Genomic DNA, 21,556 nt, shown 5'->3' with positions numbered 1-21,556 from the left:
GGGCGCATGGGCGGGGACCGGCTTTTCTGTGACGCCGCGCTGGCGGCGCGGATCGAACGCGCCGAGGCGCGGCTGATCGAGGCGTGCCACGAGGCCGGACGCGCACGGCGCGGCGCCGGGTTCGCGCGCCCGCTGGCCGGTGGGGTCGCGAGCCTCGCCGAAGCGGACTCGCCGTTCACCAAGATCGCCGCACTCGGTTTCGGCGGCCTGCCTGACACCGCCGAGCTGGCCGCGGTCGAGCAGGCCTTCGCGGAGCTGGGCGCGCCGGTCCAGGTCGAACTGTGCCAGCTGGCCGATTCCGCGGTCGGCGTGTTCCTCACCGAACGCGGCTACCGGCTGGAGTCGTTCGAGAACGTCCTCGGGCGGCGGCTCGGCGACACGGACGTCCCCGGGGACGTCCGGCTGTGCCGTGACGACGAGCTGGAGCGGTGGCTGGCCGTGGTCGCCGAGGCCAGCGCCGTCGCCGACACCGAGGGGCTGCCCTCGCACGAGGACTTCCCGCGAGAGGCAGTGGTCCGCGCCTTGCGGGACATGGCCGGGGTCCGGCGGTACGTCGCGGTGCGCGACGGCGAGTTCGCCGGCGGCGCCAGTTTCCGCGTCACGGACGGGATCGCGCAGTTCACCGGCGCGGCCACGCTGCCCGCGCACCGGCGCCGTGGCGTTCAGACGGCACTGCTGCGGACCCGGCTCGCCGCGGCCACCGAGGCCGGGTGCGACGTCGCCGTCGTCACCACCCAGCCGGGGTCGAAGTCGCACCAGAACGCGCAGCGGCAGGGGTTCGACCTGCTCTACACCCGGGCGATCCTGGTGAAGGGCACCTCGGCGACCAGCTCTTCGGGCGCCGAGAGCCGCCAGGCCTCGTAGATCAGCTCGGCCAGCTCGTCGGCCTCGATGCCGTCCAGGTACACGACGACCCAGCCGAAGCCGCCCGTCGTGAACTGGACCTCGAAGACGTCCGGACGCTCGGCGACGAGGGCCAGCTGCTCGGAGATCGTCTGCTTGAGGCCGACGGTCCGCGTCCGCGGCCAGTAGTAGCCGAACCGCTTGCCGCGCACGCTGAACGACGAGTAGTCGCGCGCCTCGGAGCGTTCCACGTCCGCCAGCGCGCCGAGCACCCGTTCGAAGTCCTGCACCGGCCCACCGTAGCGCGCCGGTACCGTGCGGGTCATGAGCGACCTGACCGAGGCCGTGCTGGCCGACGGCCGCGCCGTCGTGGTCAAACGCGGCGCCGGGCCGGGCGCGACGGCGGCCGAGGTGGCGGGCCTGCGCTGGCTGGCCGCGGCGGGCGCGGTGCCGGTGCCACAGGTGCACAGCCACGATGACGAGCAGCTCGTCATCGACCGCGTCCCCGCCGGACGCCCGGACGCGGGAGCCGCCGAGCGGTTCGGCCGCGGCCTGGCCCGCCTGCACGCGGCCGGCGCGCCCGCGTTCGGTGCCGCTCCCCCGGGCGGGCCGGTCGACGCCTGGATCGGCCTGGCGCCGATGGCGAACGTCCCGGGTGAGGACTGGCCGTCGTGGTACGCGGCGCACCGCGTCCTGCCCTACGTGCGGCAAGCCGTCGACGCGGGTCTGCTCGAAGCCGCGCCCTTCGAGCGCGCGTGCTCCCGGTTCACCGCTCCCGACGAACCACCGGCGCGGCTGCACGGCGACCTGTGGAACGGCAACGTCCTGTGGGACGGCCGCGACGCGTGGCTGATCGACCCGGCCGCGCACGGCGGGCACCGCGAGACGGACCTGGCGATGCTGCACCTGTTCGGCTGCCCGCACCTGGACCGGATCGTCGCCGCGTACGACGAGACCGCGCCGCTGGCCGACGGCCGGCCCGACCGGATCGGCATGCACCAGCTGTTCCCGCTGCTGGTGCACACCGTCCTGTTCGGACAGTCCTACGCCGGGCAAGCGCTGGAGGCCGCCCGGTCACTCGGTTAACACTTGGCGAGCATGGTCTCCAGGGCGGTCTTCTCCGGCACGGTGATCGTGAGGCCGTAGTTGCGCTTCACGACGATCCAGTCGGTGGCGTAGGTGCACCAGTACGACACGAGCGGCGGCTTCCAGGCGTCCGGCGCCTTGTCGCTCTTCTGCTCGTTGAGGTTGTCGGTCACCGCGTGCAGCTGCGGCCGGACGAGGTCGTTCGCGAACTGCTCGCGGCGTTCCTTCGTCCACTTCTTCGCGCCGCTGATCCAGGCCTGCCCGAGCGGCACCATGTGGTCGATGTCCACATCGGACGCCTTCGTCCAGGTCTGGCCGTCGTAGGCGCTGACCCAGGTACCGGACTTGGCGGCGCACTGGGCGTCCACCGACACGTTCTTGCCGTCCCGCTTGAGGACCTGTTCGCGGGTGTCGCAGGCGCCGTCGACCTTGTCCCAGTGCGGGAACTCGTCGCGGGAGTAGCCGTCCATGGTGCCGCGGACGGCGACCTGCAGCGCGTTCAGCTCGGTGCGGGCCTCGGCGGGCGCGACCGGCGCCGCGGCGGCCGTTCCGCCGGGTTGGCTGCCCTGGCCCCCGGCGGCCAGGTCTTCCGGCTTGCACCCGGTCAGCGCGCTGCCCGCCACGGCGGCCAGCAGGACCAAGGAGAGCGCTTTGGTGCGCGACATCGTGAGCCCCTTTCACGTCTACCGGGTGATGCCCAGGAGACGCGCCGGGGAAACGGTGCAATCGGCCTAGTTGACGCGAACCGAGCGCGTCAGCCGCCGTGGAAGACCTGCGCGACGAACACCGCGGCGACGAGACCGATCGTCACGAGCAGGCTCAGCACCACGACGAGCCCCCACGGCACCTGCCGGATCGGCCGCTGCCGGGGGAACACGGCGGAGACCGGGCCTCGCGGCCGGAGCGGCGCGGGCTCTTCGACCGCCGGCTCGGGCGGTTCCACCACCTCGGCGGCCACCTCCCGCAGCTCCGGGACCGGCTGCAGGACCCGGGCCGCGGTGGGCAGCCGCAGCGGGAACCGTTCGGCCAGCAGCGCGGCCCGCGGCGGCGCGAGGTGGGCCAGGGACAGGGCGTAGCAGGCTTCGAGGACGTCGTCGGCGGTCCAGACGGTCCGCCACCGGTTGTGCTGCGCGATGATCCGCCGCAGCCCGCGCGGATCGGCGAGCACGGTGGCGACGCCCGCTTCGGGTTCGTGCATCGGCAGCAACGGCCACGCGTGCCGGATCCCCGGGAGGCCCGCCGGTGGTGGCGGGGCGGGCAGCGTCCGCTCACCGGGGAACGCGCCGTGGCCGGGTGCCACCAGCTCGGGCCGCCGCGGTTCGACGTCGGCGGCGGCTTCGGTTGCGGCCCAGGGGGAATCCAGCTGCCGCGCCGGCGGCACCACCACGACGAGCCCGGTCACGTACTCGCCCCCGCCGAGCGCGCCCAGCGCACCTTTCACGGCCGCCACCGCCACGCCCACCTGCGGTCCCGGCTCGGCGCCCGTCACCACGCCCGGCTCGTGCGCCGCGAGCACCACCACGCCGCTGCGGGTGAACACCAGCGCGTCGATGAACCGGGGTCCGGCGCGGCTCGGCACGCTGATCCCCGCCAACGCCAGGCCCCGCAGCTGGTCCGGGCCCCAGGACCGCAGCAACCCCACGAGATGCTCCGCGGCGACGGGCAGGCCCTGGTCGCCGGTGCGCTGCTGCGCGACGAGCACGCCGGTCACACCTCCATGACAGCAACGGCGAACGGTCCCTCGACGGTAAGAGCCGGACCGCTTTCCTCCCAGGCGCCGAACGAGTGGTCGATTGCGACGAACCGGGCACCGTCCGTAGCGGGGCATGCTGGACGGGCACCCCGAAGCCAACCAGGGAGATCGCCGATGGGTTCACCGCCACCCGCCTACCGGGCCACCGCCGGCGGCGCGCTCGACGTCGACCGGCCCTTCTACCAGCGGCTCGCCGGCGAAACCGGGCGCGAGCTGGTCGAGCGCCTCGAGGTCCCGATCCGCTCGGGACGCGCGTGGCGGGTGCCGCGCGGGCACCTGTGCCGGCTGCGGACCATCAACGGCCCCCAGGTCGGCGACCTCAACCTGTGGAACGCCGACGACCCGCGCGAGCGCTTCTGGGCCGCGCGCACCCGGCAGCTGCAGCGCGCGCACGTCAGCACGTTCGACCGGCTGTGGTCGACGCTGCCGTTCCTGCGCCCGCTGGCCACCATCACGTCCGACACGCTGGCGGACTACGGCGTCGACGGCGAGGGCGGCCGGGTGCACGACCTGCTCGGCACCCGTTGCGACCCGTACGTCAACCGGATGCTCACCGGCGAGGACTTCGACTTCCACTGCCACTCGAACCTGGTCCGGGCGGTGGCGCCGTTCGGGCTCACCGAGTTCGACGTGCACGACGTGCTGAACGTCTTCCAGTGCACCGGCCTCACCGAGGACGACCGCTACTTCATGAAGGCCTGCCCGGCCCGCCCGGGCGACCACTTCGAGTTCTTCGCCGAGGTCGACCTGCTGTGCGCGCTCTCGACGTGCCCGGGCGGCGACCTGTCGATCCCGCTGTGGGGCCCGGACGCCCGCGACCCGCTGGAGGTCTGCCGCCCGATCGGCGTCGAGGTCTTCAAGCCACCGTCGCACCTGCTCGAGGGCTGGTCGTCCCCGCCGCGAGCGGCTTATCGCGGCCTGCACGGCGTCCGGCAGCCGGAATGGGGTGAACCGGGCTCGGCCTAGACCGGCGGCGGGTTACGTTGCCCGGGTGGAACTCCTGCCTTTCGACGAGTACGTCCGGTCCCTCGACCGCAAGCGGACGGCGGCCGGGGTGCTTCTGCGCGACACGGCGGATCGTGTGTTGTTCGTCCGGCCGTCGTACCAGCCCTTCTGGGAAATCCCGGGCGGCGCCGGCGAGGCGGGTGAGGCCCCGTGGCACACGGCTGTGCGTGAACTGCGCGAAGAACTCGGGCTCGACCGGCCGGCGGCCCGCCTCCTGGTGCTCGACCACCAGCCGGCGGGCCGGCTGCCCGAGGGCCTCAACTTCGTCTTCGACGGCGGCCTGGTGACCGAGGACGACGTCGCCCGCCTGACGTTCACCGACGCCGAGATCGTCTCGGCCCACCTGCTCTCGCTCGCCGACGCGACACCTGGACTCCAGCCGGTCCTCGCCCGTCGGGTCGCCGCCGCGCTGGCCGCCGTCCGATCGGGCGAGCTGCTCCTGTGTGAAGACGGCCACCCGGTCCGATGATCACCGAACCCTTGGACGGGAACGGTTTGCGCGGTTCACCCCGCGCGCGGTCCGTGTGATGATGGGCGGCGGGTACCCGATCGGCTCGACGAGGAGTGCGAAAGTGGACCTGCGGACCGAGATCGCGCAGTCGTGGCGGCGGGCCGAGCTGTCCGGGCTCTCCCCCGGGTCGGCCGTCGACCGGCTGGACGTCACCGACGTCGACAGCCGCAGCCGGCTGCTGCGTGCCGCGTCGCCGGTGCTCGACGAGCTGGCCCGGCAGCTGGCCGGCACCCGGTTCTGCGTCGTGCTGGCCGACCACGAGTGCCGGATCGTCGCGCGGCGGTTCACCGAGCGGTCGGTGGAGCTGGCCCTGGAGGACATCAGCGCAGTGCCCGGCTGCCAGTTCCTGGAGGAGCGGACCGGGACGAACGCCCTCGCGACGCCGTTCGAGACCCGCCGCGGCGTCGCGGTCGACGGCGGTGAGCACTTCCTCGAGGCGATGAAGCAGTTCACCTGCTACGGCCACCCGGTGACGCACCCGGCGACCCGGCGCCTGGCCGGCGTCCTCGACATCACCGGCCCGGCCGGCGACGCGAACCCGCTGCTCGGGCCGTTCCTGCGGCGCGCGGTGTCCGACATCGAACGGCGGTTGCTCGACGGCGCGAAGCTCGCCGAGCAGCAGCTGCTGGCGGCGTTCCAGTCGGTGCAGCACCGGGCGGGCGCGGTGCTGGCCCTCGGCCAGAACGTCGTGCTGGCCAACACCGCGGCGACCGAGCTGGTCGACACCGCCGACCACCGCCTGCTGCAGGAGCTGGGCCGCACCCGCCGCGGCGTCCGGCGGATCCTGCTCACCTCGGGCACGCCGGTCGAGGTGCGGGTCGAGGCGGTGTCGGCGAACGCCGGGCTGCTGTTCGAGCTGGCCCCGGTCCGCCCGGCGAGCCCGGTGGTGTCCCGCCCGCGCGGCACGCGCGAGCTGTTCCCGACGGCGGTGGAGGACCGCCTCCGCAACGCCGGCCGCGCCCGGCGGCGGGTCCTGATCTGCGGCGAGCCGGGCGCCGGCCGCAGCACGGCGGCGCGGGTCGTCGCCGGCGACGCACCGGTGGTCGAGTTCGACGCCTCGGACGTCGTCTCCGGAGCGGCGTCGTGGTGCGCCGGCGTGGAGGCCGCGGCCGGTACGCCCGGCCTGCTGGTGATCGACGGCATCCAGCTGCTGCCCCCCTTGGCCGCGGTGCGCCTGTCCCGGCTCCTGGACACGACCACGGCGTGGTTCGCCCTGGTCAGCGGCCCGGCGTCGGAGCTGCACGGCGAGCAGGCGACCCTCGCGGCACGCGTGCACCGGCGCATCGAGCTGCCGCCGCTGCGGGAGCGCCGCGACGAGATCCCGTCGATCGCCCGCGCGTTGCTGCGGGACTCCGGCGCGTCGCTGCGGCTGACGCCGGGCGCGCTGGAGCTGCTGGGCTCACAGCAGTGGCCGGGCAACCTCCGCGAGCTGGCCGGAGTCCTGTCAGCGGCCGCCGACCGCCGCTCGGCGGGCGACCTGACCGCGGAGGACATCGCCCCGGGCTGCGCGTCGACCGCCCCCGGCGCGGCCCTGAGCGGCTGGGAGCAGGCGGAGTACGACGTCATCGTCCGGACGCTGAGGGCGTGCGGCGGCAACAAGGTCCACGCGGCCAAGCAGCTGGGCATCAGCCGCTCGACGCTCTACAACCGGATGCGCGCGCTCCGGGTCCGCTGACCACGCACTGTCCGGGAATCGGACACTTCACGGCCCTTCCCGCTGCACACAATCGGCTGCGTAGGGGTGCACCGCCGCACGTTGAGGAGATGGCCGTGAAGACCAAGGCAGCCGTGTTGTTCGATGCCGGGAAGCCGTTCGAGCTGATGGAGCTCGACCTCGACGGGCCCGGGCCGGGCGAGGTGCTGATCAAGTACACCGCCGCCGGGTTGTGCCACTCGGATCTGCACCTGATCGACAACGACCTCGTGCCGCGGTTCCCGATCATCGGCGGGCACGAGGGCGCCGGGATCATCGAGGACGTCGGCCCCGGCGTCACGAAAGTCCAGCCCGGCGACCACGTCGTGTGCAGCTTCATCCCGAACTGCGGCACCTGCCGCTACTGCTCCACCGGCCGCCAGAACCTGTGCGACATGGGCGCCACCATCCTCGACGGCCACATGCCGGACGGCACCTTCCGCTTCCACGCCGGCGGCCAGGACTTCGGCGCGATGTGCATGCTCGGCACGTTCTCCGAGCGCGCCACCATCTCGCAGCACTCGGTCGTCAAGGTCGACGACTGGCTGCCGCTGGAGACCGCCGTGCTCGTCGGCTGCGGGGTGCCGACCGGGTGGGCCACGGCCAACTACGCCGGCGGCGTCCGGGCGGGCGACACGACCGTCGTCTACGGGATAGGCGGTATCGGCATCAACGCCGTGCAGGGCGCCGCGCACGCCGGCGCGAAGTACGTCGTCGCCGTGGACCCGGTGGAGTTCAAGCGGGAGGCCGCGCTCAAGTTCGGCGCCACCCACGCGTTCGCCACCGCCGCCGAAGCCGCGGAGAAGGTCAACGAGCTCACCTGGGGCCAGCTGGCCGACCAGGCGCTGATCACCGTCGGCACCGTCGAGGAGGACGTCGTCAGCCAGGCCTTCGACGTCGTCGGCAAGGGCGGCACCGTCGTCATCACCGGGCTCGCCAACCCCGAGAAGCTCACCGTGCACGTCTCCGGCGGCGTGATGACGCTGTTCGAGAAGACGATCAAGGGCACGCTCTTCGGCTCGGCGAACCCGCAGTACGACATCGTCCGCCTGCTGCGGCTCTACGACGCCGGGAAGCTCAAGCTCGACGAGCTGGTGACCCGCAAGTACACCCTCGACCAGGTCAACGAGGGCTACCAGGACCTGCGCGACGGCAAGAACATCCGCGGCGTCATCGTCCACGCCCAGTGAACACCCGACCGGAGGAGGACAGCGTGGCCGAGCAAACCCCGGACATCCAGGAAACCATCGAGGAGCCTGTCGAAGAGCTGCTCGTCGAAGAAGTCTCGATCGACGGTATGTGCGGTGTCTACTGAAACGTCCACAGAGGACTCGCAGCTGAACTTGGACGCCGCGTACCGGCTGAACCCGCAGGTGGCGCTGCGCCCCGAACCGTTCGGGGCGCTCGCCTACCACTTCGGGAACCGCAAGCTGTCGTTCCTCAAGTCCCCGGACCTCGTCGCGTTCGTCCGCGAGCTGGCGACCCACGCCAGCCTGCGCGACGCGCTCGACGCGGCCGAGCTCGGGGAAGCCCGCCGGGCGAGCTTTGTCACCGCCCTCGAATCCCTCGTCGCCACCGACATGATCGTGGAGGACCCGTGAGCGTCCCGGCCCTGGTCGACCAGTTCAAGTACGGCCTCACGGCACCGATCTGCCTGACCTGGGAATGGACCTACGCTTGCAACCTGGCGTGCGAGCACTGCCTCTCGTCCTCGGGGCGGCGCGACCCGCGCGAGCTGTCGACCGCCGAGATCGAGGCGGTGATCGACGAGCTGGAGCGGATGCAGGTCTTCTACGTCAACGTCGGCGGCGGCGAACCGACCGTCCGGAGCGACTTCTGGGAGCTGCTGGACTACGCGATCGCCCACCACGTCGGGATCAAGTTCTCCACCAACGGCGTCAAGATCACCCCGGCGCGGGCGGAACAGCTGGCGAGCACGGACTACGTCGACGTCCAGATCTCGCTCGACGGCGCCACCCGCGAGGTCAACGACGCCGTGCGCGGCCCGGGTTCCTACGACATGGCGATGCGGGCGCTGCGCAACCTGGCCGACGCCGGGATGACGGACTTCAAGATCTCCGTCGTCATGACCCGGCACAACGTCTCGCAGCTCGACGAGTTCAAGCGCATCGCGGACGACTTCGGCGCGCAGCTGCGGATCACCCGGCTGCGCCCGTCCGGGCGCGGCGCCGACGTCTGGGACGACCTGCACCCGGCCGCCGAGCAGCAGCTCGAGCTGTACGACTGGCTGGTGGCCCACGGCGAGGGCGTGCTGACCGGCGACTCGTTCTTCCACCTCAACGCGCTCGGCTCCACGCCCCTGCCCGGGCTGAACCTGTGCGGCGCGGGCCGGGTCGTCTGCCTGATCGACCCCATCGGCGACGTCTACGCCTGCCCGTTCGCCATCCACGACGCGTTCAAGGCCGGCAACGTCCGCGGCGCCGGGTTCGGCCCGGTGTGGCGGGACTCGGCGCTGTTCGCCGACCTGCGCCGGCCGCAGACGGGCGGCGCGTGCTCCTCGTGCGTGGCCTACGACAGCTGCCAGGGCGGCTGCATGGCGGCGAAGTTCTTCACCGGCCTGCCGCTGGACGGCCCGGACCCCGAGTGCGTCAAGGGCCACGGCGACCACGCACTGTCCACACGCGACACTGCCGGGCTGCCGAAGGCGGGCCAGGACCACTCCCGCACGGGAAAGCGGGTACTGCTGGGCCTGCCCGCGGTGCGGGTGCCCGACCGGGCGTGCGACACCAGCCCGCTCGCCGGCCGCCGCTGACCGTCCACACTGGACGGCCGCCGGAAATGTGAGAATGGCCTTACGACCACGCAAAGTGACCGGTGGTGTGACAGGGTGGAGGCATGGCCGCCCTGAGATCCTTCCTGACGTCCTGGACCTCCGTCACCCCGGTGCTGGGGGTGCTCGTGCTGGTCGTGGCCTGGGGTCGCGACCTCGGGCCGGTCTTCGTGGCGATCGTCGCGATCGCGCTCGGCGCCACTGTGCTCTCGGCGGTGCACCACGCGGAGGTCGTCGCCCACCGGGTGGGTGAACCGTTCGGGTCGCTGGTGCTGGCGGTCGCGGTGACCGTCATCGAAGTCGCGCTGATCGTCACGATGATGGTCTCCGGCGGCCCGGACGCGACGTCGCTGGCGCGCGACACCGTGTTCGCCGCGGTGATGATCACGACCAACGGCATCGTCGGCATCTCGCTGCTCGTCGGCGCGCGCCGCTACGGCTCGACGCTGTTCAACCCCGAAGGCAGCGGCGCGGCGATGGCCACGGTCGCGACGCTGGCCACGCTGAGCCTGGTGCTGCCGTCGTTCACCTCGAGCACGCCCGGCCCGGCGTTCTCGAGCGCCCAGCTGACCTTCGCCGCGCTCGCGTCGCTGGTGCTCTACGGGATGTTCGTGCTGACCCAGACCGTCCGGCACCGCGACTTCTTCCTCCCGGTGGCCGCCGACGGCGAGGTCAAGGAGGACGACCACGCCGACCCGCCGACGAGCAGGGCCGCGCTCGGGAGTCTCGCGTTGCTGCTGGTGGCGCTGGTCGCGGTGGTCGGCCTGGCCAAGGTGGAGTCCCCGGCGATCGAGGCGGGCGTGCGCGCGGCCGGGTTCCCGCAGTCGTTCGTCGGCGTCGTGATCGCGTTGCTGGTGCTGCTCCCGGAGACGCTCGCGGCGACCCGCGCGGCCCAGCGCGACCGGATGCAGATCAGCCTCAACCTGGCCTACGGCTCGGCGATCGCGAGCATCGGCCTGACGATCCCGGCGATCGCCCTGGCTTCGATCTGGCTGCCGGGCGAGCTGCTGCTCGGCCTCGGTTCGACGCAGATCGTGCTGCTGGCCCTGACCGTGGTGGTCAGCGTCCTGACGGTCGTCCCCGGCCGCGCCACCCGCCTGCAGGGCGGCGTCCACCTGGTCCTGCTGGCCGGCTTCCTGGTGCTGGCCGTGAACCCCTGATGCGGATCGTCTCGCTGCTGCCCGCCGCGACCGACATCGTCGCGACGCTCGGCCTGCTGCCCGACCTCGTCGGCCGCACCCACGAGTGCGACTGGCCGCCGGGCGAGGTCGAGCGCATCCCGGTCGTGACGCGGGCGGAGTTCGATCCGGACGCGCTGTCCAGCCGCGAGATCTCCGAGGCCGTCGGCGGCGCACGGCACAGCGGCTCGGCGCTCTACACCCTCGACAGCGCACAGCTCGCCGCGGCACGACCCGACGTCGTCCTCACGCAGGACCTCTGCGACGTCTGCGCGGTCTCCTACCAGCGCGTCTCCGAAGCGGTGCGGACATTGGACACCGGGCCGCTCGTCGTCAGCCTCGAACCGGCGACGATCGACGGCGTCCTCGACTGCCTCCGCCGCGTCGGGGACGTCCTCGGCGTCCCGGAGCGGGCCGAAGCCGAGGTCGCCGGGTTGCGGAAACGCCTCGACGCCGTCCGGAAGGCCCCCGGAACGCCCCGCGTGGCCGCCTTGGAGTGGCTCGACCCGATCTGGCCGGCCGGGCACTGGGTACCGGAGCAGATCGGCCTCGCCGGCGGCGAGCCGCTGCTGGCGAAGGCCGGAGAGCACACGCGGCCGATCGCGTGGGACGCCGTCGTCGACGCCCGGCCTGACGTGCTGCTCCTGCTCCCCTGCGGCTTCACCCCGGAGCGCACCCGCGCGGAACTTCCCGCGCTGGCGAAGCGGCCGGGGTGGGCCGAGCTGCCCGCCGTCCGGAACGGCCGGGTCCACGTCCTCGACGGGCCCGCGTACTTCAACCGTCCCGGGCCGCGGGTGGTCGACGGCGCCGGGATCCTCGCCGAAGTCTTCAGCCGGTGACCTCGATGCCGACCACGCAGGTGTCGTCGTCGGTGTCGGCCGTGCTGTAGGTGAGCAGCGTGTCGAGCTGGTGCTCCAGCCCGCCTTCGTGGCCTTCGACCAGCGTGACCAGCCGCGCCACCGACTCCTGCACGGGCGCGTCGCGGCGCTCGATCAGGCCGTCGGTGTAGATCAGCAGAATGTCGCCGTCGGCCAGCTGGACCGTTTCCTCCTGGTAGACGACGTCCCGGAGCGCGCCGAGCAGCGAGCCGCGGATCAGCGGCAACGTCGTCGCCGTGCCGTCGCGGTGCCGCACGATCGGCGGCAGGTGCCCGGCCCGCGCCCAGCGCAGCTTCCGGGTCGCCGGGTCGAACACGGCCGCGACCGCGGTGGCCGTGACGTGGTCGGTGAGGTGGTAGGCCACCAGGTTGAGCCAGGTCAGCAGCTGCGCCGGCCCGGCGCCGGTGGCCGCGAGCCCGCGCAGGGCGTTGCGCAGGCTGACCATGCCGGTGGCGGCGTCGATGCCGTGCCCGGCGACGTCGCCCACGCACAGCAGGATCTCGCCGGTCGGCAACGCGACGGCGTCGTACCAGTCGCCGCCGACCAGGTGCTCCTTCTCCGCGGGGCGGTAGCGGACGGCGGCGCGCAGGCCCAGCATGTCGAGCGGGCCCTTCGCGGGCGGCATGATCGCGTGCTGCAGCTGCAGCGTGAGCCGGTTGCGCTCGATCGCCTCCTGCTCGGTCTCGGCCAGCCTGTCCCGGGTCGCGGCCAGCGCGACCTCGGTCCAGTGCTGCGACGAGACGTCCTGGTAGGCCCCGCGCACGGCGACCAGCTCGCCGCGGCCGTCGACGACCGGCTCGGCGACCACCCGGATGTGCCGGGCGACGCCGTCGGAGCGCTGCAGCCGGAACGCCGTGGACCCCGGGCGCTTGTGGTGCAGGACCGTGCGCAGGAACCGGCCGATCGCCTGGGCGTCGTCGGGGTGCGCGTACCCGGTCAGCTGGTGCAGCGACAGCGGCGAAGCGGTGGGCGGCAGGCCGTAGAGCGCGAACAGCTCGGTGTTCCAGGTGATCGCGCCGGTGACGACGTTCTCCTCGAAGCCGCCGATGCGGCCGAGGCGCTGGGCGTGCTGCAGCAGCACCGCGAGCTTCGCGGCGTCGTCCTGGATGCGCAGGATGAGCAGCACGTTGCCGGCGAAGCGGGTGATGCTGACGTCGGTGAGCACGGTCAGCGGCACCTGGTCGACCAGCGTCGTGACGGCCATGTTGTCGGCGCGGAACGGCTCGCCGGTGGCGTAGACGCGCCGGATCTTGTCCAGCAGCCCGCTTTCCTCGGCCGCGAGCGGGTACGCCTCCAGCAGCCTCGACCCGACGAGCAGGCTGCGCGGCCGGCCGCCCGGGTCCGCGAACCGGACGTTCGCGTGGTGGATGCGGAAGTCGCTGAGCCGGTCGCCGCCGTCGAGGCACGGCGAGAGCAGCACGGCCGGGTCGTGCAGGCCGTCGACGAAGTCCACCAGCTCGCCCAGCAGGTCCCCGGCGCCGCCGGCGGCCAGCGGCGCGACGACGCCGTCCCAGGTGTCGAGGGTGTGCGCGCACAGCTCGGCCAGGGCCTCCAGCTGACGGCGTTCGCGCCCGGGCTCGGCGGGCAGCGGTTCCGGCCAGCACATCTCGACGACGCCGATGATCCGCCCGCCGGTGCCGGTGGGCACCGCGACCCGGCCGCCGCCGGCGAGGGTGTGCTGCCCGATCGACGGCAGCCCGGACGAGGCGAGCGTGGTGAACCATTCGGTGTCCCGCTCGATCAGCGCGCTGCGCGCCGGCGTCGCGACGCCGGGCGGGACGTAGCGCCAGCGCGCGGCTTCCTCGGCCGAGAACCCGGCCGAGCCGGCCAGCGTCAGCGAACCGTCGGGCCCGGCGAGCCAGACCGCGACGGCGGTCGCCCCGAGCGGCCGCAGCGCGTGCTCCAGGATCGACTCCGCGACGCGCTGGGTGTCCCCCGCCGCCAGTGCGCCGCTTTCCGCCGTGCGCAAGCGCACCGCGACGGAGTCCGCTTCCGTGCGGGCGAGGAAGTCCTGCGCCACGTCGGTGATGCGGTCCTCGGCGGCCTCGCCGACGACGTCCGCCGCGAACTCCAGCGGCGTCAGCCCGGACCGCCGCGCGAGCGACTCCAGCTGCTTCGCGGCGTCGGCGGGCGAGCAGTGCAGGCGTTCCATCAGGACGCCCTTGGCCAGCTCGATCAGCGCCCGGCCGTCGGCGACGGCGTGCGCGTGGTCGACCTCGGCGCGCAGGCGGGCGACGGTGTCGGCGAGCCGGGCGAGGTTCGCCGACACCTCGGCGGGCGGCGCCAGCACGGGCACGCCCGGTTCTTCGGAAGGCAAGCGGGCTCCCCGATCAGGCCGTCAGGTGCCGTTTGATGCGGGCGACCAGGTCGTCCGCGTCGACGGGCTTGGTCACGTAGTCGGTGGCGCCCGACGCGAGGCTCTTCTCGCGGTCTCCCGGCATCGCCTTCGCCGTCACCGCCACGATCGGGATCGTGGCGTGCTCCGGCATCGCGCGGATCTTCGCGGTCGCGGTGTAGCCGTCCATCTCCGGCATCATCACGTCCATCAGGATCAGGTCGATGCCGGGGTGCGCCGCGACCGTCTCGACGCCCTTGCGGCCGTCTTCGGCGTGCAGCACCTGCATCCCGTGCAGCTCCAGGATCCCGGTGAGCGCGTAGACGTTGCGCGGGTCGTCGTCGACGATCAGCACCGTGCGCCCGGCCAGCGTGGTGTCCACCTCGCGCGCCGTCACCGGCGCGGCCGGCTCGTCCGCGCGGACCAGCGGCAGCACCGCGCCGGGCTTCTCCGCCGACAGGTGCAGCGCGATCCGCTCCCGCAGCTCGTCGAGGCCGGACAGGACCTCCAGGGCGTGGACGTCCGCCCGGGTCTGCAGCAGCTGCTCCAGCTCGGTGTCGAGGCGGCGGCTGTTGTGCGCGAGCACCGGGACGAGCCGCAGCGCGGCGTCGCCCTGCATCGCGTCGAGGAAGCCGAACGCGGCCCGCTCGGGCAGGTCCAGGTCCAGCACCACGCAGTGGTAGGCGTCGGTGGCCAGCGCGGCCGCGGCCTCCTGGGTGCCGACCGCGGTGACGACCTCGACCTCGGCGGGCGAGATGCCGATGTCGCGACTGTCGGCCAGGTCCGCGGCGGCGCTCTCGGCCACGAGCGTCAGCAGGCCGTGCTGGCGCTCCTCGACCACCAGCAGCCGCCGGTGGGTGCGGGCCGCCGGCACCACGAGCCCGGCGCCGGTGTCCCCGGCCGTCACCGCGGCCCGGGTCTCCTCGCCCGGCGGGCGCGTCTCGAAGTCCGGCCGCGCGACCGGCAGCGAGAAGGTGAACGTGCTGCCCTCGCCGGGCGTGCTCTCCGCGGTGATGAACCCGCCGAGCAGCTGCGCGATCTCGCGGCTGATCGACAAGCCGAGCCCGGTGCCGCCGTACTTGCGGCTGGTGGTGCCGTCGGCCTGCTGGAACGCGCCGAAGATCGACTCCAGCTGGTGCTCGGCGATGCCGATGCCGGAGTCGGCGACGCGGAAGGCGACGGCGGGCCCGTGCGCGCGCAGCGGCCGGGGCAGCCGGTCGGGCTCCACCCGCTCGATGTGCAGCTCGATCACGCCGACCTCGGTGAACTTGACGGCGTTGGACAGCAGGTTGCGCAGCACCTGCCGCAGCCGGGAGTCGTCGGTGAGCAGCTCGGCGGGCGAGCCGGGCGCGACGGTGATCCGGAAGTCGAGGTTGCGCTGCGACGTCATCGGCCGGAACGTCGCCTCGACGTAGTCCAGCAGCCCGCGCAGTGACACTTGTTCCGGGCTGACGTCCATCTTCCCGGCCTCCACCTTGGACAGGTCGAGGATGTCGTTGATCAGCTGCAGCAGGTCCGACCCGGCGGAGTGGATGATGCCCGCGTACTCGACCTGCTTCGCGGTCAGGTTGCGGGTCGGGTTCTGCGCGAGCAGCTGGGCGAGGATGAGCAGGCTGTTGAGCGGGGTGCGCAGCTCGTGGCTCATGTTGGCCAGGAACTCCGACTTGTACTTCGACGCCAGCGTCAGCTGCTGGGCGCGGGCCTCCAATTCCTGGCGGGCCTGCTCGATCTCCAGGTTCTTCGTCTCGATGTCGCGGTTCTGCGTGACCAGCAGCGCGGCCTTCTCCTCCAGCTCGGCGTTGGACGACTGGAGTTCCTCCTGGCGGGCCTGCAGCTCCTCCGAACGCGCCTGCAGCTCGGCGGTCAGCCGCTGCGACTCGCCGAGCAGCTCGTCGGTGCGGGCGTTGGCGACGATGCTGTTGACGTTGACGCCGATCTGCTCCATGAGCAGCTCGAGGAACGCCCGGTGCGCCACGGTGAAGCCGTGCATCGAGGCCAGTTCCAGCACGCCGAGCACCTGGTCCTCGACCACGATCGGCAGCACGATCAGGCTGGCCGGCGCGGTCCGGCCGAGGCCCGAGGAGATCGTGGCGTAACCCGGCGGGACGTCGTCGACCGCGATCGGCCGGCGGCTGCGCGCGGCCTGCCCGACCAGCGACTGGCCGACCCGGAACCGCACCACGGGACCGGCGCCGTCGTCCGGGTGGCCGTACGCGCCGACCAGCCGCAGCTCCGGGATCTCGGCCGTGTCGTCGGCGAGGTAGAACGCGCCGTACTGGGCGTTGACCAGCGGGACGAGCTCGTCCATCACCGCGGCCGCGACGACGGCGAGGTCGCGGCGGCCCTGCATCAGCCCGGTGATCGTGGCCAGGTTGGACTTGAGCCAGTCCTGCTCCTGGTTCGCCCGCGTCGTCTCGCGCAGCGACTCGACCATCGAGTTGATGTTGTCCTTCAGCTCGGCGACCTCGCCGGAGGCGTCGACGGTGATCGAGCGGGTCAGGTCGCCCTCGGCGACGGCGCTGGTCACCTCGGCGATCGCGCGGACCTGGCGGGTGAGGTTCCCGGCCAGCTCGTTGACGTTCTCGGTCAGCCGCTTCCAGGTACCGGAGACGCCTTCGACCTCGGCCTGCCCGCCGAGGCGGCCCTCGCTGCCGACCTCGCGCGCGACGCGCGTGACTTCCGCGGCGAACGCGGAGAGCTGGTCGACCATCGTGTTGATCGTGGTCTTGAGCTCGAGGATCTCGCCGCGGGCGTCGACGTCGATCTTGCGGGTCAGGTCGCCCTGCGCGACGGCGGTGGTCACCTGGGCGATGTTGCGGACCTGCCCGGTGAGGTTGTTGGCCATCGAGTTGACGTTGTCGGTGAGGTCCTTCCAGGTGCCCGCGACGTTCGGCACGCGCGCCTGCCCGCCGAGCATCCCCTCGGTGCCGACCTCGCGGGCGACGCGGGTGACCTCGTCCGCGAACGCCGACAGCGTGTCGACCATCGTGTTGATGACGTCGGCCAGCGCCGCGACCTCGCCCTTGGCCTCGACGGTGATCTTGCGGGACAGGTCGCCGCGGGCGACCGCCGTCGCGACCTGGGCGATCGAGCGGACCTGGCCGGTCAGGTTGGACGCCATCACGTTGACGTTGTCGGTGAGGTTCTTCCAGGTCCCCGAGACGCCGCGGACCGTGGCCTGGCCGCCGAGGTTGCCCTCGGTGCCGACCTCGCGCGCGACGCGCGTGACCTCGTCCGCGAACGCGGACAGCTGGTCCACCATCGTGTTGATGGTGTCCTTCAGCTCGAGGATCTCGCCGCGGGCGTCGACCCGGATCTTCTGCGACAGGTCACCGCGGGCGACGGCGGTGGTGACCTGGGCGATCGAGCGGACCTGCGCGGTCAGGTTGTCGCCCATGACGTTGACCGACTCGGTGAGGTCCTTCCAGGTGCCGGAGACGCCCTTGACGTCCGCCTGCCCGCCCAGCCGGCCCTCGGTGCCCACCTCGCGGGCCACTCTCGTGACCTCGTCCGCGAACGCGGACAGCTGATCCACCATCGTGTTGATGGTGTCCTTCAGCTCCAGGACCTCGCCGCGGGCGTCGACCCGGATCTTCTGCGACAGGTCGCCCTTGGCCACCGCCGTCGCCACCTGGGCGATGTTGCGGACCTGGTCGGTCAGGTTGCCGGCCATGAAGTTCACCGAGTCGGTGAGGTCGCGCCAGGTGCCGGAGACGCCCTTGACGTCCGCCTGGCCGCCGAGGCGCCCTTCCGTGCCGACCTCGCGCGCGACGCGGGTGACCTCGTCCGCGAACGACGACAGCTGGTCGACCATCGTGTTGATCGTGCTCTTGAGCTCAAGGATCTCGCCCCGGGCGTCGACCGTGATCTTCTGCGAGAGGTCGCCCTTGGCCACCGCCGTCGTCACCTGGGCGACGTTGCGGACCTGGTCGGTCAGGTTCCCGGCCATGAAGTTCACCGAGTCGGTGAGGTCGCGCCAGACGCCGCCGACGCCGGGGACCTGCGCCTGCCCGCCGAGCCGGCCCTCGCTGCCGACCTCGCGGGCCACGCGGGTGACCTCGTCCGCGAACGACGACAGCTGGTCCACCATCGTGTTGACGGTGTCCTTCAGCTCCAGGATCTCGCCGCGGGCGTCGACGTCGATCTTCTGCGACAGGTCGCCCTTCGCGACGGCGGTCGCCACCTGGGCGATGTCGCGGACCTGGGTGGTGAGGTTGCCGGCCATGGCGTTGACCGAGTCGGTGAGGTCCTTCCAGGTGCCGGACACGCCGGGGACCTTCGCCTGCCCGCCGAGCTGGCCCTCGCTGCCGACCTCGCGCGCGACGCGGGTGACCTCGGAGGTGAACAGGGACAGCTGGTCGGCCATGCCGTTGAAGACGGTGGCGATCTCGCCGAGCAGGCCGTCGGTCTCGCCCGGCAGCCGGATGCCGAAGTCGCCGTCGCGCACCGCGGTCAGGCCGGCCAGCAGCCGGCGCAGCTCCTGCTCGCCCGCCTCGCCCACGCCTGCGACTGCGCCTTTGGCACCCGGGCGCACGCCTTCGACCATTGCCCCAGCCATCCGCCACCCGTTTCTCCGGTTGCCGGCGCCCCGTGCGCCGGGCCCGGCGCACGCCGGAGGGTCCAGCATAGTGCAGGGGCACTAAGCTGAGCGGCAACGGTTGAGCAACCAGCCGCGCCCGGACCCGGATGCGCAGCCGAGGCGGTGCTCGCGAGCCTTTCCCTTCCCCCGCAGGCCTTCCGGCCCGGTTGACCCGTTCGGCTGAACGCCGCGGCGACGTCCCTCCGGACGCGTCGCGGGCTTCGTCGCGCACAGGCACGCGAGTCTATTGTGGACACTCTGTGCGTCCATTGTGGAGGGTCGGCGGCGCCGCCCGGCCGGCCGCGGGGTGCTCAAGGGCGAACCACAGTTGTATAGGTGCTTTGTAGAGGTTGTCGCTGTCGCGTCCGGCGGCACGCCACGAAGATCGGCGTGCCGTGAAAGTCCCGGACGAGGAAGGCATCGGTGACGACCTCCTGGAGGCTCCTTTCGGCCGCACTGCTCGCGGCCACCTCGCTCGCCGGCGTGCCCGGAACCGCGGCGGCCGCCGCGCCATCGCAGACGCGGCTGCTGTACGTGCAGCGCGTCCGCGACACGATCCTGCTGACCTGCGCCACCGGGGGCAGCGGATCTCAGGACGTCGTCGCCTGCCACGCCGTGCACCGGCCGCGGCCGTTCCTGACCGCCGGGCTCGTCGCCGGGGCCGGCGCTACAGCCGTTCCAGGTCAGCTCGGACCGCTTCGACGCGCTCCTCGCCCCCGTACTCCCGCATCATCGCCAGCGCCTCCGTGAGCACTTCCCGCGCCTGCTCGCGGCCCCCCGACTCCAGGTGCGCGCGGCCCAGCTCGGCGAGCGCCATCGCCTCGTAAAGCCGGACACCCGCGACGCGCCAGAGCCCGGCGCTGCGGCGGAGTTCCCCGAGGGCTTCGGCCGGCCGGCCCGCCTCGCGGTGCACGATGCCGGCCCGCATGCAGCCGTAGGCCATGCCCCGCACGTCACCGGTGTCGCCGGCGACGGCCACCGCGTCGGTCGCGTAGACCAGCTCGCGCTCCCGGTCGCCCCGGCGCCCGTACAGGATGCCGAGGTTGACCAGGTTCAGCGTCTCGACGTGCCGCAGGCCCAGCGACCGGTTGAGCTGCAGGCCGCGCTCCCCGAACTCGATGGCCGAGTCCAGGTCGTCACCGAGGCCGAACACGAAGCAGAGGTTGTTGAGGCTGCTCGCGAGCTGGCGCGGATCCCCGATCGCCTCCCAGTCCGCGAGGCTGCGGCGCATGTGCGCGTGGGCCCGCCGGAAGTCCGGCGCCTCACCGCCGTGGACCAGCTCGGCCTCGGCGACGCCGAGGTCGTTGCGCAGCGTCGCGGCGGCCACCCGGTCGACGCCGTCGACCAGCTCCAGGGCCAGCTCGTCGACGTGGACGGCGTCGCGCCACCGCGCCCGCGCCCGGTGGTACTCGAACAGGCCGAGCCCGATCGCGGCGATCGACTCGGCGGGCACCCCCGGCGTCGCGGCGGCCTGCCGCACGACGGTGACCAGGTGCGGCTGGTGGGCGTCGAGCCAGCCGAACACCTCTTCCGTGGACGCCGGCGCCGGCTCGACCGACCAGCGGCCCGCGGCCCAGTCGTGTCGCTGCGAGGCCGCCGCGACCAGCGCCATGCTCCGCCAGGCCATCGCCGCGCACAGCTCGACGACCCGGGTGATCGCGCCGGCCCGCTCGGCCGTGGTCAGCCGCTCGGCGTGTTCGCGGGCGTAGAGCCGGAGCAGGTCGTGCAGCCGGTACCAGCCGGGCGCGGGCGTGGTCAGCAGGTGCTCGTCGGCGAGCCGTTCCAGCAGTTCTTCGGTCTCGCGTTCGGGCGCGTCGAGCAGCCGGCTCGCGACGGCCACCGACAGCTCCGGGACGTCGAGCAGCGACAGCAGCGGGTACGCGCGGGCGGCGGCCGGGTCACCGGCCTCCAGGCGGCCGAACGCGAGCTCGAAGCTCGTCCGGACGCCGGTTTCGTCGAGGCGGCGGCGCTCGTCGTCGAGCCGGTGCGCGAGGTGGGCGACGGGCCAGTTCGGCCGGGTCGCGAGCCGGGCCCCGGCGAGGTGCAGGGCCAGCGGCAGGTACCCGCACAGCCGGGCGACCGCGCGCGCCGCCGCGGGTTCGGCCGCGACCCGCTCGGCGCCGATCTCCGCGGCCAGCAGCCGCAGCGCGTCGGCCTCGGGCAGCACGTCGAGCAGGACCTGGTGCGCCTGCGGCAGGTCGGGCAGCGCGGCGCGGCTGGTGACGATCGCCCCCGAGCCGCCGCCCCCGGGCAGCAGCGGCGCGACGTGCGCGGCGTCCCGGGCGTTGTCGAGCAGGAGCAGCACGCGTTTCGCGGCGAGCAGCGACCGCAGCCGCGCCGTCGCGGTGTCGAGCGCGAGCGGCGTCGGCGATTCGCCGCCGAGCTCGCGGATCACGCGGTCGACCAGGTCGAGCGGGTCCGGCGGGTCGGCCGCGTGCCCGCGCAGGTCCAGGTGCAGGGAGCCGTCGGGGAAGCGCCGCGCGAGCCGGTGCCCGGCGTGCAGGGCCAGCGCCGTCTTCCCGATCCCGGCCATCCCGGCGACGGCGACCACGACCCCCGGCCGGTCCTCGCCGAAACAGGCCAGGACGCGCTCGATCTCGGCTTCCCGCCCGGTGAACGCGGCGATCTCGCCCGGCAGCTCGCGCGGGACGACGCCCGGTTCCGGCTTGGGCGTGCCGGGCCGGGCGGCGGCCGCGACGAAGGCGTCGCGCTCGTCGCCGTCGAGGTCGAGGGCGTCGGCGAGCCGGTCGAGGGTGGCACGCTGCGGGAACCGCCGGTCCCCGCGTTCGAGCGCGCCGACGGCCTGCCCGCTGAGGCCCGACTTCTCGGCCAGCGCCTCCTGGGTCAGCCCCAGGGCGCGCCGAAGACGGCGCAACCGCGCCCCGAACGAGTCCATCTCCCCTC

General features: G+C 73.1%; 17 protein-coding genes. 11 read left to right on the top strand and 6 right to left on the bottom strand.

Annotated elements, in window-relative coordinates; all coding sequences use genetic code 11:
• Positions 1–6: 6 nt before the first annotated feature.
• Entirely contained in the window at positions 7–864 is an 858-nt protein-coding gene (locus MUY22_RS35670; protein WP_247051574.1) for a GNAT family N-acetyltransferase, read from the top strand.
• On the opposite strand, the gene MUY22_RS35665 is transcribed toward MUY22_RS35670, so the two are convergent.
• Entirely contained in the window at positions 789–1,169 is a 381-nt protein-coding gene (locus MUY22_RS35665) for an MmcQ/YjbR family DNA-binding protein (RefSeq protein WP_247051573.1), read from the bottom strand. The two genes, MUY22_RS35670 and MUY22_RS35665, sit on opposite strands and share 76 nt — an antisense overlap.
• On the opposite strand from MUY22_RS35665, the gene MUY22_RS35660 reads away from it, so the two are divergent.
• On the top strand, positions 1,168–1,929 hold the full coding sequence (locus MUY22_RS35660) for a fructosamine kinase family protein (protein WP_247051572.1): 762 nt from the start codon (positions 1,168–1,170) through the stop codon (positions 1,927–1,929). The two genes, MUY22_RS35665 and MUY22_RS35660, sit on opposite strands and share 2 nt — an antisense overlap.
• On the opposite strand, the gene MUY22_RS35655 is transcribed toward MUY22_RS35660, so the two are convergent.
• The gene (locus MUY22_RS35655) at positions 1,926–2,594 is read right to left on the bottom strand and encodes an HNH endonuclease family protein (RefSeq protein WP_247051571.1); all 669 of its coding nucleotides are present in this window, start codon (positions 2,592–2,594) and stop codon (positions 1,926–1,928) included. The genes MUY22_RS35660 and MUY22_RS35655 overlap by 4 nt on opposite strands.
• A gap of 89 nt (positions 2,595–2,683) precedes the next feature.
• The gene (locus MUY22_RS35650) at positions 2,684–3,640 is read right to left on the bottom strand and encodes a hypothetical protein (RefSeq protein ID WP_247051570.1); all 957 of its coding nucleotides are present in this window, start codon (positions 3,638–3,640) and stop codon (positions 2,684–2,686) included.
• Between the two features lie 156 nt (positions 3,641–3,796).
• Here MUY22_RS35650 and MUY22_RS35645 point away from each other — a divergent pair, with 156 nt between their 5' ends.
• The 9 genes from MUY22_RS35645 (at position 3,797) to MUY22_RS35605 (ending at position 11,699) form a co-directional block, all read left to right on the top strand.
• Complete coding sequence (locus MUY22_RS35645) at positions 3,797–4,648, top strand: urea carboxylase-associated family protein (RefSeq protein ID WP_247051569.1); 852 nt, start codon at positions 3,797–3,799, stop codon at positions 4,646–4,648.
• 25 nt (positions 4,649–4,673) lie between these two features.
• Positions 4,674–5,156 carry an NUDIX hydrolase gene (locus MUY22_RS35640; protein WP_247051568.1) on the top strand — a complete coding sequence of 161 codons (483 nt, stop codon included), beginning with the start codon at positions 4,674–4,676 and terminating at the stop codon, positions 5,154–5,156.
• 103 nt (positions 5,157–5,259) lie between these two features.
• Positions 5,260–6,873 (top strand): sigma-54-dependent Fis family transcriptional regulator, encoded by a 1,614-nt coding sequence (locus MUY22_RS35635; protein ID WP_247051567.1) that lies wholly within the window; start codon positions 5,260–5,262, stop codon positions 6,871–6,873.
• Between the two features lie 95 nt (positions 6,874–6,968).
• On the top strand, positions 6,969–8,081 hold the full coding sequence (locus MUY22_RS35630) for an NDMA-dependent alcohol dehydrogenase (protein ID WP_247051566.1): 1,113 nt from the start codon (positions 6,969–6,971) through the stop codon (positions 8,079–8,081).
• Between the two features lie 23 nt (positions 8,082–8,104).
• A complete protein-coding gene (gene mftA, locus MUY22_RS35625; RefSeq protein WP_247051565.1) occupies positions 8,105–8,206 on the top strand; it encodes a mycofactocin precursor MftA in 102 nt (33 codons plus the stop codon).
• Complete coding sequence (gene mftB / locus MUY22_RS35620; RefSeq protein WP_247051564.1) at positions 8,196–8,492, top strand: mycofactocin biosynthesis chaperone MftB; 297 nt, start codon at positions 8,196–8,198, stop codon at positions 8,490–8,492. Before mftA ends, mftB begins: the two co-directional genes overlap by 11 nt.
• Positions 8,489–9,664 carry a mycofactocin radical SAM maturase gene (mftC, locus tag MUY22_RS35615; protein WP_247051563.1) on the top strand — a complete coding sequence of 392 codons (1,176 nt, stop codon included), beginning with the start codon at positions 8,489–8,491 and terminating at the stop codon, positions 9,662–9,664. Before mftB ends, mftC begins: the two co-directional genes overlap by 4 nt.
• Before the next feature lie 83 nt (positions 9,665–9,747).
• Entirely contained in the window at positions 9,748–10,842 is a 1,095-nt protein-coding gene (locus tag MUY22_RS35610) for a calcium:proton antiporter (protein WP_247051562.1), read from the top strand.
• Positions 10,842–11,699 carry a cobalamin-binding protein gene (locus MUY22_RS35605; RefSeq protein WP_247051561.1) on the top strand — a complete coding sequence of 286 codons (858 nt, stop codon included), beginning with the start codon at positions 10,842–10,844 and terminating at the stop codon, positions 11,697–11,699. Before MUY22_RS35610 ends, MUY22_RS35605 begins: the two co-directional genes overlap by 1 nt.
• On the opposite strand, the gene MUY22_RS35600 is transcribed toward MUY22_RS35605, so the two are convergent.
• From MUY22_RS35600 to MUY22_RS35590, 3 genes are all read right to left on the bottom strand, one after another.
• A complete protein-coding gene (locus MUY22_RS35600) occupies positions 11,689–14,055 on the bottom strand; it encodes a SpoIIE family protein phosphatase (RefSeq protein WP_247051560.1) in 2,367 nt (788 codons plus the stop codon). The two genes, MUY22_RS35605 and MUY22_RS35600, sit on opposite strands and share 11 nt — an antisense overlap.
• A 13-nt stretch (positions 14,056–14,068) precedes the next feature.
• On the bottom strand, positions 14,069–18,619 hold the full coding sequence (locus tag MUY22_RS35595) for a HAMP domain-containing protein (protein WP_247064273.1): 4,551 nt from the start codon (positions 18,617–18,619) through the stop codon (positions 14,069–14,071).
• Positions 18,620–19,319: 700 nt separating this feature from the next.
• A complete protein-coding gene (locus tag MUY22_RS35590; RefSeq protein ID WP_247051559.1) occupies positions 19,320–21,548 on the bottom strand; it encodes a helix-turn-helix domain-containing protein in 2,229 nt (742 codons plus the stop codon).
• Positions 21,549–21,556: the final 8 nt, after the last annotated feature.

This window comes from Amycolatopsis sp. WQ 127309, assembly GCF_023023025.1.
Lineage (GTDB): Bacteria > Actinomycetota > Actinomycetes > Mycobacteriales > Pseudonocardiaceae > Amycolatopsis.
Note: the sequence above shows the minus strand (reverse complement) of the source record. Positions and strands in the feature narration are given on the sequence as shown.

What these genes read in the sequence shown, in the direction of transcription:
- MUY22_RS35665 (WP_247051573.1), bottom strand. Translation starts at nt 1,169, where the DNA reads ATGACCCGCACGGTACCGGCGCGCTACGGTGGGCCGGTGCAGGACTTC.
- MUY22_RS35595 (WP_247064273.1), bottom strand. Translation starts at nt 18,619, where the DNA reads ATGGTCGAAGGCGTGCGCCCGGGTGCCAAAGGCGCAGTCGCAGGCGTG.
- MUY22_RS35655 (WP_247051571.1), bottom strand. Translation starts at nt 2,594, where the DNA reads ATGTCGCGCACCAAAGCGCTCTCCTTGGTCCTGCTGGCCGCCGTGGCG.
- MUY22_RS35590 (WP_247051559.1), bottom strand. Translation starts at nt 21,548, where the DNA reads ATGGACTCGTTCGGGGCGCGGTTGCGCCGTCTTCGGCGCGCCCTGGGG.
- MUY22_RS35645 (WP_247051569.1), top strand. Translation starts at nt 3,797, where the DNA reads ATGGGTTCACCGCCACCCGCCTACCGGGCCACCGCCGGCGGCGCGCTC.
- MUY22_RS35660 (WP_247051572.1), top strand. Translation starts at nt 1,168, where the DNA reads ATGAGCGACCTGACCGAGGCCGTGCTGGCCGACGGCCGCGCCGTCGTG.
- MUY22_RS35605 (WP_247051561.1), top strand. Translation starts at nt 10,842, where the DNA reads ATGCGGATCGTCTCGCTGCTGCCCGCCGCGACCGACATCGTCGCGACG.
- MUY22_RS35610 (WP_247051562.1), top strand. Translation starts at nt 9,748, where the DNA reads ATGGCCGCCCTGAGATCCTTCCTGACGTCCTGGACCTCCGTCACCCCG.
- MUY22_RS35670 (WP_247051574.1), top strand. Translation starts at nt 7, where the DNA reads ATGGGCGGGGACCGGCTTTTCTGTGACGCCGCGCTGGCGGCGCGGATC.